The organism is Citrobacter sp. S39, from assembly GCF_009495675.1.
Taxonomy (GTDB): Bacteria; Pseudomonadota; Gammaproteobacteria; order Enterobacterales; family Enterobacteriaceae; genus Citrobacter; species Citrobacter freundii.
This window is the reverse complement of the sequence record NZ_CP045555.1, coordinates 2,214,203-2,230,441: the sequence shown is the minus strand read 5'-3', so window position 1 is coordinate 2,230,441 and position 16,239 is coordinate 2,214,203. Positions and strand designations below refer to the sequence as shown.

10 protein-coding genes, 1 tRNA gene, 3 rRNA genes and 1 other annotated feature are annotated in these 16,239 nt (G+C 51.1%); of the genes, 6 read left to right on the top strand and 8 right to left on the bottom strand.

What is annotated here, in order from left to right; translation table 11 throughout:
* The first annotated feature begins 39 nt into the window (after nt 1-39).
* Both pssA and GFB57_RS10545 read left to right on the top strand, forming a co-directional pair.
* Nucleotides 40-1,395, top strand: coding sequence for a CDP-diacylglycerol--serine O-phosphatidyltransferase (gene pssA / locus GFB57_RS10550; RefSeq protein ID WP_008319601.1), 1,356 nt, complete (start codon nt 40-42; stop codon nt 1,393-1,395).
* 44 nt (nt 1,396-1,439) lie between these two features.
* A complete protein-coding gene (locus tag GFB57_RS10545; protein ID WP_003037554.1) occupies nt 1,440-1,763 on the top strand; it encodes a YfiM family lipoprotein in 324 nt (107 codons plus the stop codon).
* On the opposite strand, the gene GFB57_RS10540 is transcribed toward GFB57_RS10545, so the two are convergent.
* The 8 genes from GFB57_RS10540 to rluD form a co-directional block, all read right to left on the bottom strand.
* Nucleotides 1,760-3,058 carry an MFS transporter gene (locus GFB57_RS10540; RefSeq protein WP_003037551.1) on the bottom strand — a complete coding sequence of 433 codons (1,299 nt, stop codon included), beginning with the start codon at nt 3,056-3,058 and terminating at the stop codon, nt 1,760-1,762. The two genes, GFB57_RS10545 and GFB57_RS10540, sit on opposite strands and share 4 nt — an antisense overlap.
* Nucleotides 3,059-3,399: 341 nt before the next feature.
* A 5S ribosomal RNA gene (rrf, locus tag GFB57_RS10535) occupies nt 3,400-3,515 on the bottom strand.
* Nucleotides 3,516-3,605: 90 nt separating this feature from the next.
* Nucleotides 3,606-6,512 (bottom strand): 23S ribosomal RNA (locus GFB57_RS10530).
* 219 nt (nt 6,513-6,731) lie between these two features.
* Nucleotides 6,732-6,807 (bottom strand) — tRNA-Glu (locus GFB57_RS10525).
* An 85-nt stretch (nt 6,808-6,892) separates the two neighbouring features.
* Nucleotides 6,893-8,434: ribosomal RNA gene (locus GFB57_RS10520) — 16S ribosomal RNA — on the bottom strand.
* The 16S, 23S and 5S rRNA genes sit together here with 1 tRNA gene alongside, the layout of an rRNA operon.
* Nucleotides 8,435-8,874: 440 nt before the next feature.
* A complete protein-coding gene (clpB, locus tag GFB57_RS10515) occupies nt 8,875-11,448 on the bottom strand; it encodes an ATP-dependent chaperone ClpB (RefSeq protein ID WP_003031249.1) in 2,574 nt (857 codons plus the stop codon).
* 129 nt (nt 11,449-11,577) lie between these two features.
* Nucleotides 11,578-12,309 carry a purine nucleoside phosphorylase YfiH gene (gene yfiH / locus GFB57_RS10510; protein ID WP_003031247.1) on the bottom strand — a complete coding sequence of 244 codons (732 nt, stop codon included), beginning with the start codon at nt 12,307-12,309 and terminating at the stop codon, nt 11,578-11,580.
* The gene (rluD, locus tag GFB57_RS10505) at nt 12,306-13,286 is read right to left on the bottom strand and encodes a 23S rRNA pseudouridine(1911/1915/1917) synthase RluD (RefSeq protein ID WP_003031246.1); all 981 of its coding nucleotides are present in this window, start codon (nt 13,284-13,286) and stop codon (nt 12,306-12,308) included. The genes yfiH and rluD overlap by 4 nt, the downstream gene beginning before the upstream one ends.
* A gap of 131 nt (nt 13,287-13,417) precedes the next feature.
* Here rluD and bamD point away from each other — a divergent pair, with 131 nt between their 5' ends.
* The 4 genes from bamD (at nt 13,418) to pheA (ending at nt 16,174) form a co-directional block, all read left to right on the top strand.
* Nucleotides 13,418-14,155 (top strand): outer membrane protein assembly factor BamD, encoded by a 738-nt coding sequence (bamD, locus tag GFB57_RS10500; RefSeq protein WP_003031245.1) that lies wholly within the window; start codon nt 13,418-13,420, stop codon nt 14,153-14,155.
* 269 nt (nt 14,156-14,424) lie between these two features.
* Nucleotides 14,425-14,763 carry a ribosome-associated translation inhibitor RaiA gene (gene raiA / locus GFB57_RS10495; RefSeq protein ID WP_003031244.1) on the top strand — a complete coding sequence of 113 codons (339 nt, stop codon included), beginning with the start codon at nt 14,425-14,427 and terminating at the stop codon, nt 14,761-14,763.
* Between the two features lie 102 nt (nt 14,764-14,865).
* Nucleotides 14,866-14,991: a sequence feature (Phe leader region), on the top strand.
* The gene (gene pheL, locus GFB57_RS10490; RefSeq protein WP_100250063.1) at nt 14,867-14,914 is read left to right on the top strand and encodes a pheA operon leader peptide PheL; all 48 of its coding nucleotides are present in this window, start codon (nt 14,867-14,869) and stop codon (nt 14,912-14,914) included. Its footprint overlaps the feature before it by 48 nt.
* Before the next feature lie 22 nt (nt 14,992-15,013).
* Complete coding sequence (gene pheA, locus GFB57_RS10485; protein ID WP_003031243.1) at nt 15,014-16,174, top strand: bifunctional chorismate mutase/prephenate dehydratase; 1,161 nt, start codon at nt 15,014-15,016, stop codon at nt 16,172-16,174.
* Nucleotides 16,175-16,239 lie beyond the last annotated feature (65 nt).

The following is a 16,239-nucleotide window of genomic DNA, read 5'->3' as shown; positions in this document are numbered from 1 at the left end:
CAGAGGACCCTTCAATGAACAGAGAAGAAATGCACTGTGATGTTGTCAAAATTTAAGCGTAATAAACATCAACAACACCTTGCCCAACTACCCAAGATTTCTCAGTCAGTTGATGATGTAGATTTCTTTTATGCTCCCGCTAATTTCAGGGAGACTCTGCTGGAAAAAATAGCCAGCGCGACGCGACGGATCTGCATTATTGCGCTGTACCTGGAACAGGATGACGGTGGTAAAGGCATACTTGACGCTCTCTATGCGGCAAAACGGCAGCGTCCTGAACTGGATGTCCGGGTGCTTGTCGACTGGCACAGAGCTCAGCGCGGTCGTATTGGGGCTGCGGCATCCAATACTAATGCTGACTGGTATTGCCGAATGGCGCAAGAAAACCCTGGTATCGATATTCCTGTTTATGGCGTTCCGATTAACACCCGTGAAGCACTTGGCGTCCTGCATTTCAAAGGCTTTATTATCGATGACAGCGTCCTGTACAGCGGGGCCAGTCTGAACGATGTTTACCTGCATCAGCATGATAAATATCGCTATGACCGTTATCAGTTGATTCGCAATGCGCAAATGGCCGATATCATGTTCGATTGGGTTACGCAGAACCTGATAAAGGGTCGCGGCGTTAACCGCCTTGATGATATCAACCGACCTAAAAGCCCGGAAATTAAAAACGACATCCGCCTGTACCGCCAAGAACTGCGTGATGCGTCATTCCATTTTCAGGGTGATGCTGATAACGAACAGCTTTCGGTTACGCCTCTGGTGGGCCTTGGGAAATCCAGTCTGTTAAATAAGACCATTTTCCATCTTATGCCCTGCGCGGAGCACAAACTCACAATCTGTACCCCTTATTTCAACCTGCCCGCCATACTGGTGCGCAATATAATTCAACTGCTGCGTGAAGGGAAAAAGGTTGAAATCATTGTCGGTGATAAAACCGCCAACGACTTTTTCATTCCAGAAGATGAGCCATTCAAGATCATCGGCGCGCTGCCTTATTTGTATGAAATAAATCTGCGCCGTTTCCTGAGCAGATTGCAGTATTACGTAAATACCGACCAGTTGGTCGTACGCCTATGGAAAGATGATGACAACACCTATCATCTGAAAGGTATGTGGGTTGATGATAAATGGATGCTGCTCACCGGCAACAACCTTAACCCTCGCGCCTGGCGTCTGGATCTGGAAAACGCCATCCTTATCCACGATCCTAAGCAAGAGTTGACTCCCCAGCGCGATAAAGAGCTGGAGCTTATCCGTACGCATACTACCGTCGTTAAGCATTATCGCGACCTGCAAAGTATTGCTGACTATCCAGTCAAAGTGCGTAAGCTCATTCGTCGACTACGCCGTATTCGTATCGACAGATTAATTAGCCGTATTCTGTAATCAAGACCCCGTCCAGTGACGGGGTTTTTCATATGGAGGCAACGGTGCGCCTGTTCATTCTTACCAGCATCCTGGCCATTTCTGGCTGCAGCCACATGGCTAACGACCAGTGGAGTGGGCAAGACAAAGCTCAACACTTCATCGCCTCCGCCATGCTTGCCGCAGCCGGCAATGAATATGCCCAACATCAGGGCAACAGCCGCGATCGCAGTGCGGCTATCGGCCTGATGTTCTCAGTCAGCCTGGGCGCGTCAAAAGAACTGTGGGACAGCCGTCCCGCAGGGAGCGGCTGGAGCTGGAAGGACTTCGTCTGGGATGTTGCAGGCGCGTCTACCGGCTATGCGGTCTGGCAACTGGCACATTACTAGAGGCGCAGACCTTTCCCCTTCCCATGCAGCATCAGCGATACTAAAAACGCGACAACTGCCAGCGCGGTGACGTACCAGAAGAATGTCGTTTCCATACCGACAGACTTCAGGGATAACGCCACATATTCAGCTGAGCCACCAAACAGGGCATTAGCCACCGCATAAGATAAGCCAACTCCCAGAGCACGCACCTGCGCCGGGAACATCTCAGCCTTCAAAATACCGCTGATTGACGTATAGAAACTCACGATTAACAGGGCACACATCACCAGAGCAAACGCCATATACGGGGATGTTACGCTTTGCAATGCTGTCAGAATGGGAACAGTGAAAATCGCAGCCAACGCGCCAAAACACAGCATTGAAGTACGCCGGCCAATCTTATCTGACAAAGCGCCGAACAGCGGTTGAACCAGCATGAACACACACAGTGCCGCCGTCATAATCCCGCTGGCTACGTTGGCATGCATACCAGCGGTATTGACCAGGTATTTCTGCATGTAGGTTGTGAACGTGTAAAAACACAACGAACCCGCGGCGGTAAAGCCAAGCACCATGACAAAGGCTTTGCGATTACGCCACAGACCTTTCAGGGAACCCGCTTCTTTCAGCGCGCGAACGTCCTGTTTCGAGGTTTCATCCAGTTGGCGACGCAGCCATAGCGCAACAATAGCCAGCACGGCGCCCAACGCAAATGGAATACGCCAACCCCACGCTCTGAGCGCAGAGTCTTCTAACGTGTGCTGTAATATGACCACAACCAGCAATGCCAGTAACTGTCCGCCGATTAACGTTACGTACTGGAATGAAGCATAAAAACCTTTCTTACCTTCAACGGCAACTTCACTCATATAGGTCGCGCTGGTTCCGTATTCACCACCTACAGATAACCCCTGGAATAGTCTGGCCAGCAATAATAGCGCAGGGGCCCAGGTACCGATAGTTTCATATCCCGGTAGACAAGCGATCACCAACGATCCCATACACATCATACAAACGGACAGCAACATGGACTTTTTACGCCCGTGCTTATCCGCGATGCGGCCAAATAACCAGCCTCCAATTGGTCGCATCAAGAAGCCTGCGGCAAACACGCCGGCGGTTTGTAAGAGTTGTGTGGTGGTATTTCCTGATGGGAAAAAGATATGAGCAAAATAAAGAGAACAGAAAGAGTAGATATAGAAATCAAACCATTCGACCAGATTCCCTGATGATGCTCCGACAATCGCCCATATACGACGGCGGGTATCGCCGTCTGCCAGCGCCCCGTTCTCAGTTACACTACTATCAGCCATTAGAATTGTACCCCTGCCAACGATCGCGTGAATTTATCAATGATGGTTGTGTGTTTTTTGGTGAATCAAATGTTATATAATTGTTATATATTATTATGCAGGAAAGATCACGGTTTTAATTAGCAGAGAAAGGATTCAGATATGTTCGAGGGAGAGATCCGTGACAGTGTGCTTTTGTTAATCGATTAAGGCGGTTAGGTCGAATCCAGCAATCTGCCGCCGGAATTGCCTGATGCGCTGCGCTTATCAGGCCTGCACAATACGTTCAGCCCGGCGGTTTTTACCCCGCACACACGCAAAAAAGCCCATCCGTCAGGATGGGCTTCTTCACTTTATTTGATGCCTGGCAGTTCCCTACTCTCGCATGGGGAGACCCCACACTACCATCGGCGCTACGGCGTTTCACTTCTGAGTTCGGCATGGGGTCAGGTGGGACCACCGCGCTACAGCCGCCAGGCAAATTCTGTTATTAACCCGCTTTTCGCCGGTTAATCTTATCTGTATCAAGCTGAATGTCGTCTCTTCGCCAAAACATCTTCGGCGTTGTAAGGTTAAGCCTCACGGTTCATTAGTATCGGTTAGCTCAACGTATCGCTACGCTTACACACCCGACCTATCAACGTCATCGTCTTTAACGTTCCTTCAGGAGACTTAAAGTCTCAGGGAGAACTCATCTCGGGGCAAGTTTCGTGCTTAGATGCTTTCAGCACTTATCTCTTCCGCATTTAGCTACCGGGCAATGCCATTGGCATGACAACCCGAACACCAGTGATGCGTCCACTCCGGTCCTCTCGTACTAGGAGCAGCCCCCCTCAATTCTCCAGCGCCCACGGCAGATAGGGACCGAACTGTCTCACGACGTTCTAAACCCAGCTCGCGTACCACTTTAAATGGCGAACAGCCATACCCTTGGGACCTACTTCAGCCCCAGGATGTGATGAGCCGACATCGAGGTGCCAAACACCGCCGTCGATATGAACTCTTGGGCGGTATCAGCCTGTTATCCCCGGAGTACCTTTTATCCGTTGAGCGATGGCCCTTCCATTCAGAACCACCGGATCACTAAGACCTGCTTTCGCACCTGCTCGAGCCGTCACTCTCGCAGTCAAGCTAGCTTATGCCTTTGCACTAACCTCCTGATGTCCGACCAGGATTAGCTAACCTTCGTGCTCCTCCGTTACTCTTTAGGAGGAGACCGCCCCAGTCAAACTACCCACCAGACACTGTCCGCAACCCGGATTACGGGTCCACGTTAGAACACCAGCCATTAAAGGGTGGTATTTCAAGGATGGCTCCATGCAGACTGGCGTCCACACTTCAAAGCCTCCCACCTATCCTACACATCAAGGACCAGTGTTCAGTGTCAAGCTATAGTAAAGGTTCACGGGGTCTTTCCGTCTTGCCGCGGGTACACTGCATCTTCACAGCGAGTTCAATTTCACTGAGTCTCGGGTGGAGACAGCCTGGCCATCATTACGCCATTCGTGCAGGTCGGAACTTACCCGACAAGGAATTTCGCTACCTTAGGACCGTTATAGTTACGGCCGCCGTTTACCGGGGCTTCGATCAAGAGCTTCTCCTTACGGATAACCCCATCAATTAACCTTCCGGCACCGGGCAGGCGTCACACCGTATACGTCCACTTTCGTGTTTGCACAGTGCTGTGTTTTTAATAAACAGTTGCAGCCAGCTGGTATCTTCGACTGATTTCAGCTCCATGAGTAAATCACTTCACCTACATATCAGCGTGCCTTCTCCCGAAGTTACGGCACCATTTTGCCTAGTTCCTTCACCCGAGTTCTCTCAAGCGCCTTGGTATTCTCTACCTGACCACCTGTGTCGGTTTGGGGTACGATTTCGTGTTACCTGATGCTTAGAGGCTTTTCCTGGAAGCAGGGCATTTGTTACTTCAGCACCGTAGTGCCTCGTCATCACACCTCAGCGTTAAAAAGGTACCGGATTTACCTGGAACCTCCGCCTACATGCTTAAACCGGGACAACCGTCGCCCGGCTAACATAGCCTTCTCCGTCCCCCCTTCGCAGTAACACCAAGTACAGGAATATTAACCTGTTTCCCATCGACTACGCCTTTCGGCCTCGCCTTAGGGGTCGACTCACCCTGCCCCGATTAACGTTGGACAGGAACCCTTGGTCTTCCGGCGTGCGGGTTTTTCACCCGCATTATCGTTACTTATGTCAGCATTCGCACTTCTGATACCTCCAGCATACCTCACGATACACCTTCAACGGCTTACAGAACGCTCCCCTACCCAACAACACATAGTGTCGCTGCCGCAGCTTCGGTGCATGGTTTAGCCCCGTTACATCTTCCGCGCAGGCCGACTCGACCAGTGAGCTATTACGCTTTCTTTAAATGATGGCTGCTTCTAAGCCAACATCCTGGCTGTCTGTGCCTTCCCACATCGTTTCCCACTTAACCATGACTTTGGGACCTTAGCTGGCGGTCTGGGTTGTTTCCCTCTTCACGACGGACGTTAGCACCCGCCGTGTGTCTCCCGTGATAACATTCTTCGGTATTCGCAGTTTGCATCGGGTTGGTAAGTCGGGATGACCCCCTAGCCGAAACAGTGCTCTACCCCCGAAGATGAGTTCACGAGGCGCTACCTAAATAGCTTTCGGGGAGAACCAGCTATCTCCCGGTTTGATTGGCCTTTCACCCCCAGCCACAAGTCATCCGCTAATTTTTCAACATTAGTCGGTTCGGTCCTCCAGTTAGTGTTACCCAACCTTCAACCTGCCCATGGCTAGATCACCGGGTTTCGGGTCTATACCCTGCAACTTAACGCCCAGTTAAGACTCGGTTTCCCTTCGGCTCCCCTATACGGTTAACCTTGCTACAGAATATAAGTCGCTGACCCATTATACAAAAGGTACGCAGTCACCCCATAAAGAGGCTCCCACTGCTTGTACGTACACGGTTTCAGGTTCTTTTTCACTCCCCTCGCCGGGGTTCTTTTCGCCTTTCCCTCACGGTACTGGTTCACTATCGGTCAGTCAGGAGTATTTAGCCTTGGAGGATGGTCCCCCCATATTCAGACAGGATACCACGTGTCCCGCCCTACTCTTCGAGTTCACAACCTGTGCATTTTGGTGTACGGGACTATCACCCTGTACCGTCGGACTTTCCAGACCGTTCCACTAACACACAAGCTGATTCAGACTCTGGGCTGCTCCCCGTTCGCTCGCCGCTACTGGGGGAATCTCGGTTGATTTCTTTTCCTCGGGGTACTTAGATGTTTCAGTTCCCCCGGTTCGCTTCATTACGCTATGTATTCACGTAATGATAGTGTGTCGAAACACACTGGGTTTCCCCATTCGGAAATCGCCGGTTATAACGGTTCATATCACCTTACCGACGCTTATCGCAGATTAGCACGTCCTTCATCGCCTCTGACTGCCAGGGCATCCACCGTGTACGCTTAGTCGCTTAACCTCACAACCCGAAGATGTTTCGTAAAACACCATCGTGTTGCGAAAATTTGAGAGACTCGAACACACCGCTTTTCATTTCTTATTACGGAGAAATGAAACAGTGTGTCGTTTCAATTTTCAGCTTGATCCAGATTTTTAAAGAGCAAATATCTCAAACGTCACCCGAAGGTAAGTTTTGAGATATTGGGGTCGGCGACTTTCACTCACACATACCAGCAAGTGGCGTCCCCTAGGGGATTCGAACCCCTGTTACCGCCGTGAAAGGGCGGTGTCCTGGGCCTCTAGACGAAGGGGACGTATAAGTCTCAATCGCAAGACGCCTTGCTATTTACTTTTCATCAGACAATCTGTGTGAGCACTACAAAGAACGTTTCTTTAAGGTAAGGAGGTGATCCAACCGCAGGTTCCCCTACGGTTACCTTGTTACGACTTCACCCCAGTCATGAATCACAAAGTGGTAAGCGCCCTCCCGAAGGTTAAGCTACCTACTTCTTTTGCAACCCACTCCCATGGTGTGACGGGCGGTGTGTACAAGGCCCGGGAACGTATTCACCGTGGCATTCTGATCCACGATTACTAGCGATTCCGACTTCATGGAGTCGAGTTGCAGACTCCAATCCGGACTACGACATACTTTATGAGGTCCGCTTGCTCTCGCGAGGTCGCTTCTCTTTGTATATGCCATTGTAGCACGTGTGTAGCCCTACTCGTAAGGGCCATGATGACTTGACGTCATCCCCACCTTCCTCCAGTTTATCACTGGCAGTCTCCTTTGAGTTCCCGGCCTAACCGCTGGCAACAAAGGATAAGGGTTGCGCTCGTTGCGGGACTTAACCCAACATTTCACAACACGAGCTGACGACAGCCATGCAGCACCTGTCTCAGAGTTCCCGAAGGCACCAAAGCATCTCTGCTAAGTTCTCTGGATGTCAAGAGTAGGTAAGGTTCTTCGCGTTGCATCGAATTAAACCACATGCTCCACCGCTTGTGCGGGCCCCCGTCAATTCATTTGAGTTTTAACCTTGCGGCCGTACTCCCCAGGCGGTCGACTTAACGCGTTAGCTCCGGAAGCCACGCCTCAAGGGCACAACCTCCAAGTCGACATCGTTTACGGCGTGGACTACCAGGGTATCTAATCCTGTTTGCTCCCCACGCTTTCGCACCTGAGCGTCAGTCTTTGTCCAGGGGGCCGCCTTCGCCACCGGTATTCCTCCAGATCTCTACGCATTTCACCGCTACACCTGGAATTCTACCCCCCTCTACAAGACTCTAGCCTGCCAGTTTCGGATGCAGTTCCCAGGTTGAGCCCGGGGATTTCACATCCGACTTGACAGACCGCCTGCGTGCGCTTTACGCCCAGTAATTCCGATTAACGCTTGCACCCTCCGTATTACCGCGGCTGCTGGCACGGAGTTAGCCGGTGCTTCTTCTGCGAGTAACGTCAATCGCTGCGGTTATTAACCACAACGCCTTCCTCCTCGCTGAAAGTACTTTACAACCCGAAGGCCTTCTTCATACACGCGGCATGGCTGCATCAGGCTTGCGCCCATTGTGCAATATTCCCCACTGCTGCCTCCCGTAGGAGTCTGGACCGTGTCTCAGTTCCAGTGTGGCTGGTCATCCTCTCAGACCAGCTAGGGATCGTCGCCTAGGTGAGCCGTTACCCCACCTACTAGCTAATCCCATCTGGGCACATCCGATGGCAAGAGGCCCGAAGGTCCCCCTCTTTGGTCTTGCGACGTTATGCGGTATTAGCTACCGTTTCCAGTAGTTATCCCCCTCCATCGGGCAGTTTCCCAGACATTACTCACCCGTCCGCCACTCGTCACCCAAGGAGCAAGCTCCTCTGTGCTACCGTTCGACTTGCATGTGTTAGGCCTGCCGCCAGCGTTCAATCTGAGCCATGATCAAACTCTTCAATTTAAGTTTGATGCTCGTGAATTAAACTTCGTAATGAATTACGTATGTTCACTCAGAGACTTGGTATTCATTTTTCGTCTTGCGACGTTAAGAATCCGTATCTTCGAGTGCCCACACAGATTGTCTGATAAATTGTTAAAGAGCAGTGCCGCTTCGCTTTTTCTCAGCGGCGCGGGGTGTGCATATTACGCCATCCCGCTGCGAAGTCAAGCATTTAATTTCGCTTTCTTCGCCGGAGTTCTCAGTGGAACCCCGCTGACCCGGCGGCTTGTAATCCGTTGTTCCGTGTCAGTGGAGGCGCATTATAGGGAGTTATTTCAGGCTGACAAGTTAAAAATATAAAAAACTTATCAAGCGATTACTTTTCAATCAATACGTCTATTTTCGCCTGAATTTTAAACAAAAACGAGCCCCGCAGGGCCCGTTTATTGTTGTTTTGTGACTTACTGCACTGCCACGATGCGATCGTCATTCACTTCCAGACGAATCGTTTTGCCCGGAATCAGTTCACCAGACAGAATTTGCTGCGCCAGCGGGTTTTCGATCTGCTGCTGGATAGCACGTTTCAATGGACGTGCGCCATACACCGGATCGTAACCATTCGCACTCAGCAGTTTAAGCGCCTCGTCAGAAATGTGGATTTCATAGCCACGCTCTTCCAGACGTTTGTACAGACGCTGCAGCTGGATCTGAGCAATAGAAGCAATGTGCTGCTCACCCAACGGATGGAATACAACAACCTCATCTATACGGTTGATGAATTCCGGGCGGAAGTTATGGCTCACGACGCCCAGCACCATATCTTTCATGTGGCCGTAATCCAGCTCACCAAAGCGTTCCTGGATTAGATCGGAGCCCAGGTTCGAGGTCATGATGACAACCGTATTACGGAAATCGACCGTTCTTCCCTGTCCGTCAGTCAGACGACCATCGTCAAGCACCTGCAGCAGAATGTTGAACACATCCGGGTGCGCTTTCTCCACTTCATCCAGCAGGATGACAGAGTAAGGACGACGACGTACTGCTTCCGTCAGATACCCACCTTCTTCATAACCGACATATCCCGGAGGTGCCCCAACCAAGCGAGACACCGAGTGTTTCTCCATAAACTCGGACATATCGATACGCACCATTGCGTCGTCACTGTCGAACATAAAGTTTGCCAGCGCTTTGCACAGTTCGGTTTTACCGACCCCGGTTGGACCAAGGAACAAGAATGAACCAATCGGACGATTCGGATCGGACAAGCCCGCGCGGCTACGACGGATGGCGTTAGAAACGGCTTCCACCGCTTCGTTCTGACCAATCACACGGCTGTGCAGCTCCTGTTCCATACGCAACAGTTTTTCCCGTTCGCCTTCCAGCATGCGAGCAACCGGGATCCCGGTCCAGCGCGCCAGCACCTCAGCAATTTCTGCATCCGTGACTTTATTACGCAGCAGACGCATGGTTTTGCCTTCAGACTGGGTGGCTGCTTCCAGCTGTTTTTCCAGTTCAGGAATTTTGCCGTACTGCAGTTCAGACATCCGCGCCAGGTCGCCAACGCGGCGCGCCTGTTCGATGGCGATTTTTGCCTGCTCCAGCTCAGCCTTGATAGTTTGCGTTCCCGAGAGGGAGGCTTTTTCAGCTTTCCACTCTTCCTCTAACTCAGAATACTGGCGCTCTTTGTCGTCCAGCTCTTCGTTGAGCATATCGAGACGTTTTTTACTTGCCTCATCAGACTCTTTCATTAATGCCTGCTGTTCCAGTTTGAGCTGGATAATACGGCGGTCGAGTCTGTCGAGTTCCTCCGGCTTGGAGTCAATCTGCATACGAATGCTGGATGCCGCTTCGTCAATAAGGTCGATAGCTTTATCCGGTAACTGACGATCGGCAATATAACGATGAGACAACGTAGCTGCCGCAACAATCGCCGGGTCAGTAATCTGCACATGATGGTGCAGCTCATAACGTTCTTTCAGGCCACGCAAGATTGCGATGGTGTCTTCCACTGAAGGTTCAGCCACAAACACTTTCTGGAAACGACGTTCCAGCGCCGCATCTTTTTCGATGTACTGGCGATATTCATCAAGCGTTGTGGCACCTACGCAGTGCAGTTCCCCGCGAGCCAGCGCTGGTTTCAGCATGTTCCCGGCGTCCATCGCGCCATCGGCTTTACCCGCCCCAACCATGGTATGCAATTCGTCGATAAACAGAATGACGTTGCCTTCCTGTTTCGAGAGATCGTTCAGCACACCTTTTAAGCGCTCTTCAAACTCACCGCGATATTTGGCCCCAGCCACCAGCGCGCCCATATCCAGCGCCAGTACACGACGGCCTTTTAAGCCCTCCGGCACTTCACCATTGATGATGCGTTGGGCCAGCCCTTCAACAATGGCTGTTTTACCGACACCGGGTTCACCGATTAACACTGGGTTATTTTTAGTACGACGTTGCAGCACCTGAATGGTACGGCGAATTTCTTCATCACGGCCGATAACTGGATCGAGTTTGCCCTGTTCAGCACGTTCAGTCAGATCGACGGTATATTTTTTCAAGGCCTGACGTTGGTCTTCAGCCCCCTGGTCATTCACGCTTTCACCTCCACGCATTTGTTCAATTGCCTGAGTGATATTGGCGGTCGTCGCCCCTGCTGATTTTAATAAGTCGGTCAGCGTACCGCGTGACTCAAGCACCGCCAGAACGAACAGTTCTGACGAAATAAAGTTGTCCCCACGTTTTTGCGCCAGCTTGTCGCAAAGATTCAGTACACGCACCAGTTCCTGAGAAGGCTGCACATCACCGCCGGTACCTTCTACCTGCGGCAAGCGGCTCAATGCCTGGTCAATGGCTGTACGTAACTGGCCAGCATTAATGCCAGCAGACGTTAATAAAGGACGTACCGATCCCCCTTCCTGATTCAGCAAGGCGCTCATTAGATGAAGTGGTTCGATGAATTGATTGTCGTGCCCCAATGCGAGTGACTGGGCATCGGCAAGAGCAAGCTGGAATTTATTGGTAAGACGATCCAGACGCATAACTCCTCCCATAACAGGTCAAAATTGCTACTGGAGATTAAATGAGGTCATCCCTCAATTATTCAAGGTGAATGACCTGAATTATGTGAAAAGAAAATTACACGTACCGGATCGTCTTGATTCTTTAGGTTATATCAGCCAAATAAAACTTGCCATACGACCCGTGGTATTGTCGCGACGATAAGAGAAGAACGTCTCACTTTCACTAAAGGTGCAACGGTCGCCGCCGTGGATGTTCTCCACGCCGACATTTGCCAGCCGCTGACGGGCAAGCTGGTAGATATCCGCCAGATACTTGTCGCCGCGCGGTACAAATGCGAGGTCCGCTTGCGGATCTTTCGTCATGAATGCCTCGCGAACTTCTGCTCCCACTTCAAAGGCGTTTGGGCCTATCGCCGGTCCTAGCCAGGCAATAATGTTTTCAGGTTCGTCGGCAAAACACGCCACCGTCTCTTCCAGCACGCCAGCGCATAATCCTCGCCAACCCGCATGGGCCGCAGCCACTTCCGTCCCGGCGCGATTGCAAAACAGCACCGGCAGACAATCAGCGGTCATTACCGCACACACTGTGCCCGGCGTGTTGCTATACGACGCATCTGCGCGTTTGGAGGCGTAAAGCCCGCCTGTCAGTTTCAGGACATCCTTACCGTGGACCTGCTCCAGCCAGACCGGCTTTGACGGCAGATTGCCCGCAGCAAACAGTCGTTTGCGGTTCTCTTCAACATGCTCCGGGTTATCGCCGCAATGGGCGCCCAGATTCAGCGAATCGTAAGGCGGCATACTGACTCCGCCAATACGGGTAGAACTACACGCCGCGACACCTTGAGGTATCGGCCACTGCGGAACAATTAGCTTACTCATAGCCAGGCAATATCATCCTTATGTTCTTCGAAATCAGCGCGCATCACTTCAATCAATTGCACCATATCTTGTGGGATCGGCGCATGCCATTCCATTTCGATACCGGAAATCGGGTGATACAAACGCAGCATGGTCGCATGTAGCGCCTGGCGGTCGAACTTACGCAGTACGGAGATAAATTCGTCAGAAGCGCCTTTCGGTGGACGTGGACGACCGCCGTAGACCTGATCGCCCACCAGCGGATGAGTGATATGTGCCATGTGCACGCGGATCTGGTGCGTACGTCCGGTTTCCAGACGCAACCGCAGACGCGTGTGCACACGGAAGTGTTCCATAATGCGATAGTGCGTTACCGCCGGTTTCCCCATTGGGTGTACCGCCATGTGCGTACGCTTGGTCGGGTGACGGCTAATCGGTTCCTCAACGGTTCCGCCAGCAGTCATGTGACCAATTGCTACGGCTTCGTACTCACGGGTAATTTCGCGCAGCTGCAATGACTCAACCAGACGTGTTTGTGCCGGAACCGTTTTTGCCACCACCATTAATCCGGTCGTGTCTTTATCCAGACGGTGTACGATACCGGCACGAGGAACATCCGCGATTGGCGGGTAGTAATGCAGTAACGCATTCAATACCGTACCATCAGGATTCCCGGCGCCCGGATGCACTACAAGGTCACGGGGTTTGTTGATGACAAGAATATCATCATCTTCATAAACGATATCCAGTGGGATATCCTGAGGTTCAAAACGAACCTCTTCATCAATTTCTGCATTGATGGAGACACGCTCTCCACCCAACACTTTTTCTTTCGGTTTATCGCAAAGATTGCCATTTACCAGCACGCGCTGGTCGAGGATCCATTCTTTTATGCGCGATCGCGAATAATCAGGGAACAATTCGGCCAAAGCCTGATCTAAGCGTTGACCGAGCTGATTTTCGGAGACTGTTGCGGTGAGTTCTACTCGTTGTGCCATAAACTGCTTCTTCGTTTAACGTTGGGTTTTACGGCTTTGCCGTTTAATATAGTGTGCTATTGTAGCTGGTCTTAACCGGGAGCAGGAACAGAGAATCTCCCGTATTACATTTTGAGGAAAGTCAAAACGTCATGACGCGCATGAAATATCTGGTGGCAGCAGCCACGTTGAGCCTGTTTTTGGCGGGTTGCTCTGGTTCAAAGGAAGAGGTGCCCGATAATCCGCCAAATGAAATCTACGCGACTGCTCAGCAAAAGCTGCAGGACGGTAACTGGAAACAGGCAATAACGCAATTGGAAGCGTTGGATAACCGTTATCCATTTGGACCGTATTCTCAGCAGGTGCAATTAGATCTCATCTACGCCTACTACAAAAACGCCGATCTGCCACTTGCTCAGGCTGCTATCGATCGTTTTATCCGTCTTAACCCGACACACCCTAACATTGATTATGTCATGTATATGCGTGGCCTGACCAATATGGCGTTGGATGATAGCGCACTGCAAGGATTCTTTGGTGTTGATCGCAGCGATCGCGATCCGCAACACGCCCGAGCTGCGTTTAATGACTTTTCCAAACTGGTACGTGGCTATCCGAACAGCCAGTACACCACTGATGCCACCAAACGTCTGGTGTTCCTGAAAGATCGTCTGGCGAAGTATGAATATTCCGTTGCGGAATACTACACTGCCCGCGGTGCATGGGTTGCCGTGGTAAACCGTGTGGAAGGTATGCTACGCGACTACCCTGATACTCAGGCAACACGTGATGCTCTGCCGTTAATGGAAAAAGCTTATCGCCAGATGCAGATGAATGCGCAGGCAGAAAAAGTAGCGAAAATCATTGCCGCCAACAGCAGCAATACCTGATTTACCTCAGAATGCAAAACGGCAGCCCAAGGGCTGCCGTTTTTTTATCCGTTAACGCTACAACTGAAGCGGTTTAGCTCCGACGCATCCCATCAAATATGGCCTGCTTTCAGGTATTCCTCAAGTAAAAAATCGCCTGTTCCTGCGGTGCCTCACAAAAAGGTTTTCTTGACAAAAAGCGACAAAAAAATGTGATTTATATCACGCATTTTGACATTGGGAACGGTATGCTGGAATCACCAAGACGGGAAAGACAAGAGGTAAAATTTATGACAATGAACATTACCAGTAAACAAATGGAAATTACTCCGGCAATTCGCCAGCATGTCGCAGACCGTCTCGCCAAACTAGAAAAATGGCAAACTCATCTGATTAATCCACATATCATTCTGTCTAAGGAGCCACAGGGTTTCATTGCTGATGCCACCATCAATACACCGAACGGACATCTGGTCGCCAGCGCAAAACACGAGGATATGTACACCGCAATTAACGATTTGATCAACAAGCTGGAACGGCAGCTCAATAAAGTGCAGCACAAAGGCGAAGCCCGTCGTGCAACAACTTCAGTCAAAGACGCCAACTTCGTCGAAGCAGAAGAAGAGTAGTCCCTTACATTGAGTGTATCGCCAACGCGCCTTCGGGCGCGTTTTTTGTTGACAGGGTGAAAACAGTACGGGTACTTTACTGACGTAGCCAAAGGAAAATTACATGAAACTTGTCCCGTTCTTCTTCGCATTCTTTTTTACCTTCCCCTGAATGGGAGGCGTTTCGTCGTGTGATAAAGAATGCGAAGACGAACAATAAGGCCTCCCACAACGGGGGGCCTTTTTTATTGATAACAAGAAAGGCAACACTATGACATCGGAAAACCCATTGCTGGCGCTGCGCGATAAGATCAGCACGCTGGATGAAAAATTACTGGCCCTGCTGGCTGAGCGACGTGGACTGGCCGTAGAAGTTGGTAAAGCCAAACTGCTTTCACATCGTCCGGTACGAGATATCGACCGTGAACGTGACCTGTTGGACCGTCTGATTCAGTTGGGCAAAGCACATCATCTTGATGCTCACTACATTACTCGCCTGTTCCAACTCATCATCGAAGACTCCGTCCTGACTCAACAGGCTCTGCTCCAGCAGCACCTGAACAAAATTAACCCACACTCCGCGCGCGTGGCCTTCCTTGGGCCAAAAGGATCATATTCCCATCTGGCAGCACGTCAGTACGCCGCCCGCCATTTTGAACAATTTATTGAAAGCGGCTGCGCAAAATTTGCCGATATCTTTAATCAGGTCGAAACCGGACAGGCTGACTATGCTGTGGTTCCGATTGAAAACACCAGCTCCGGTGGGATTAACGACGTTTACGACCTGCTGCAGCACACCAGCCTGTCTATTGTTGGCGAGATGACCATTACGATAGACCACTGTGTACTGGTGTCCGGCACGACGGATCTGGAGACCATTGAAACGGTATACAGCCATCCGCAGCCGTTCCAGCAGTGCAGCAAATTCCTGAGTCGTCATCCACACTGGAAGATTGAGTACACCGAAAGCACCTCTGCGGCAATGGAAAAAGTTGCGCAGGCTAACTCGCCGCGCGTGGCGGCTCTGGGGAGCGAAGCCGGAGGTGTGCTGTATGGTTTGCAGGTTCTTGAGCACATTGAAGCTAACCAAACACAAAACATCACCCGCTTTGTGGTGCTGGCGCGCAAAGCCATCAATGTTTCCGACCAGGTTCCGGCAAAAACCACGTTGCTGATGGCAACAGGACAACAGGCCGGTGCGCTGGTAGAAGCATTGCTGGTGCTGCGTAACCATAATCTGATTATGACTAAACTGGAGTCACGCCCGATTCACGGCAATCCGTGGGAAGAGATGTTTTATCTTGATATCCAGGCCAACCTGGAATCGCCCCAAATGCAAAAAGCATTGAAAGAGCTGGGTGAGATTACACGTTCGATGAAAGTACTGGGATGCTATCCGAGTGAGAACGTGGTGCCGGTCGATCCGAGCTAACGTTTGACAATGCCGGATGGCACTACGCTTATCCGGCCTACAATTCATGCGATTTTTGTAGGCCG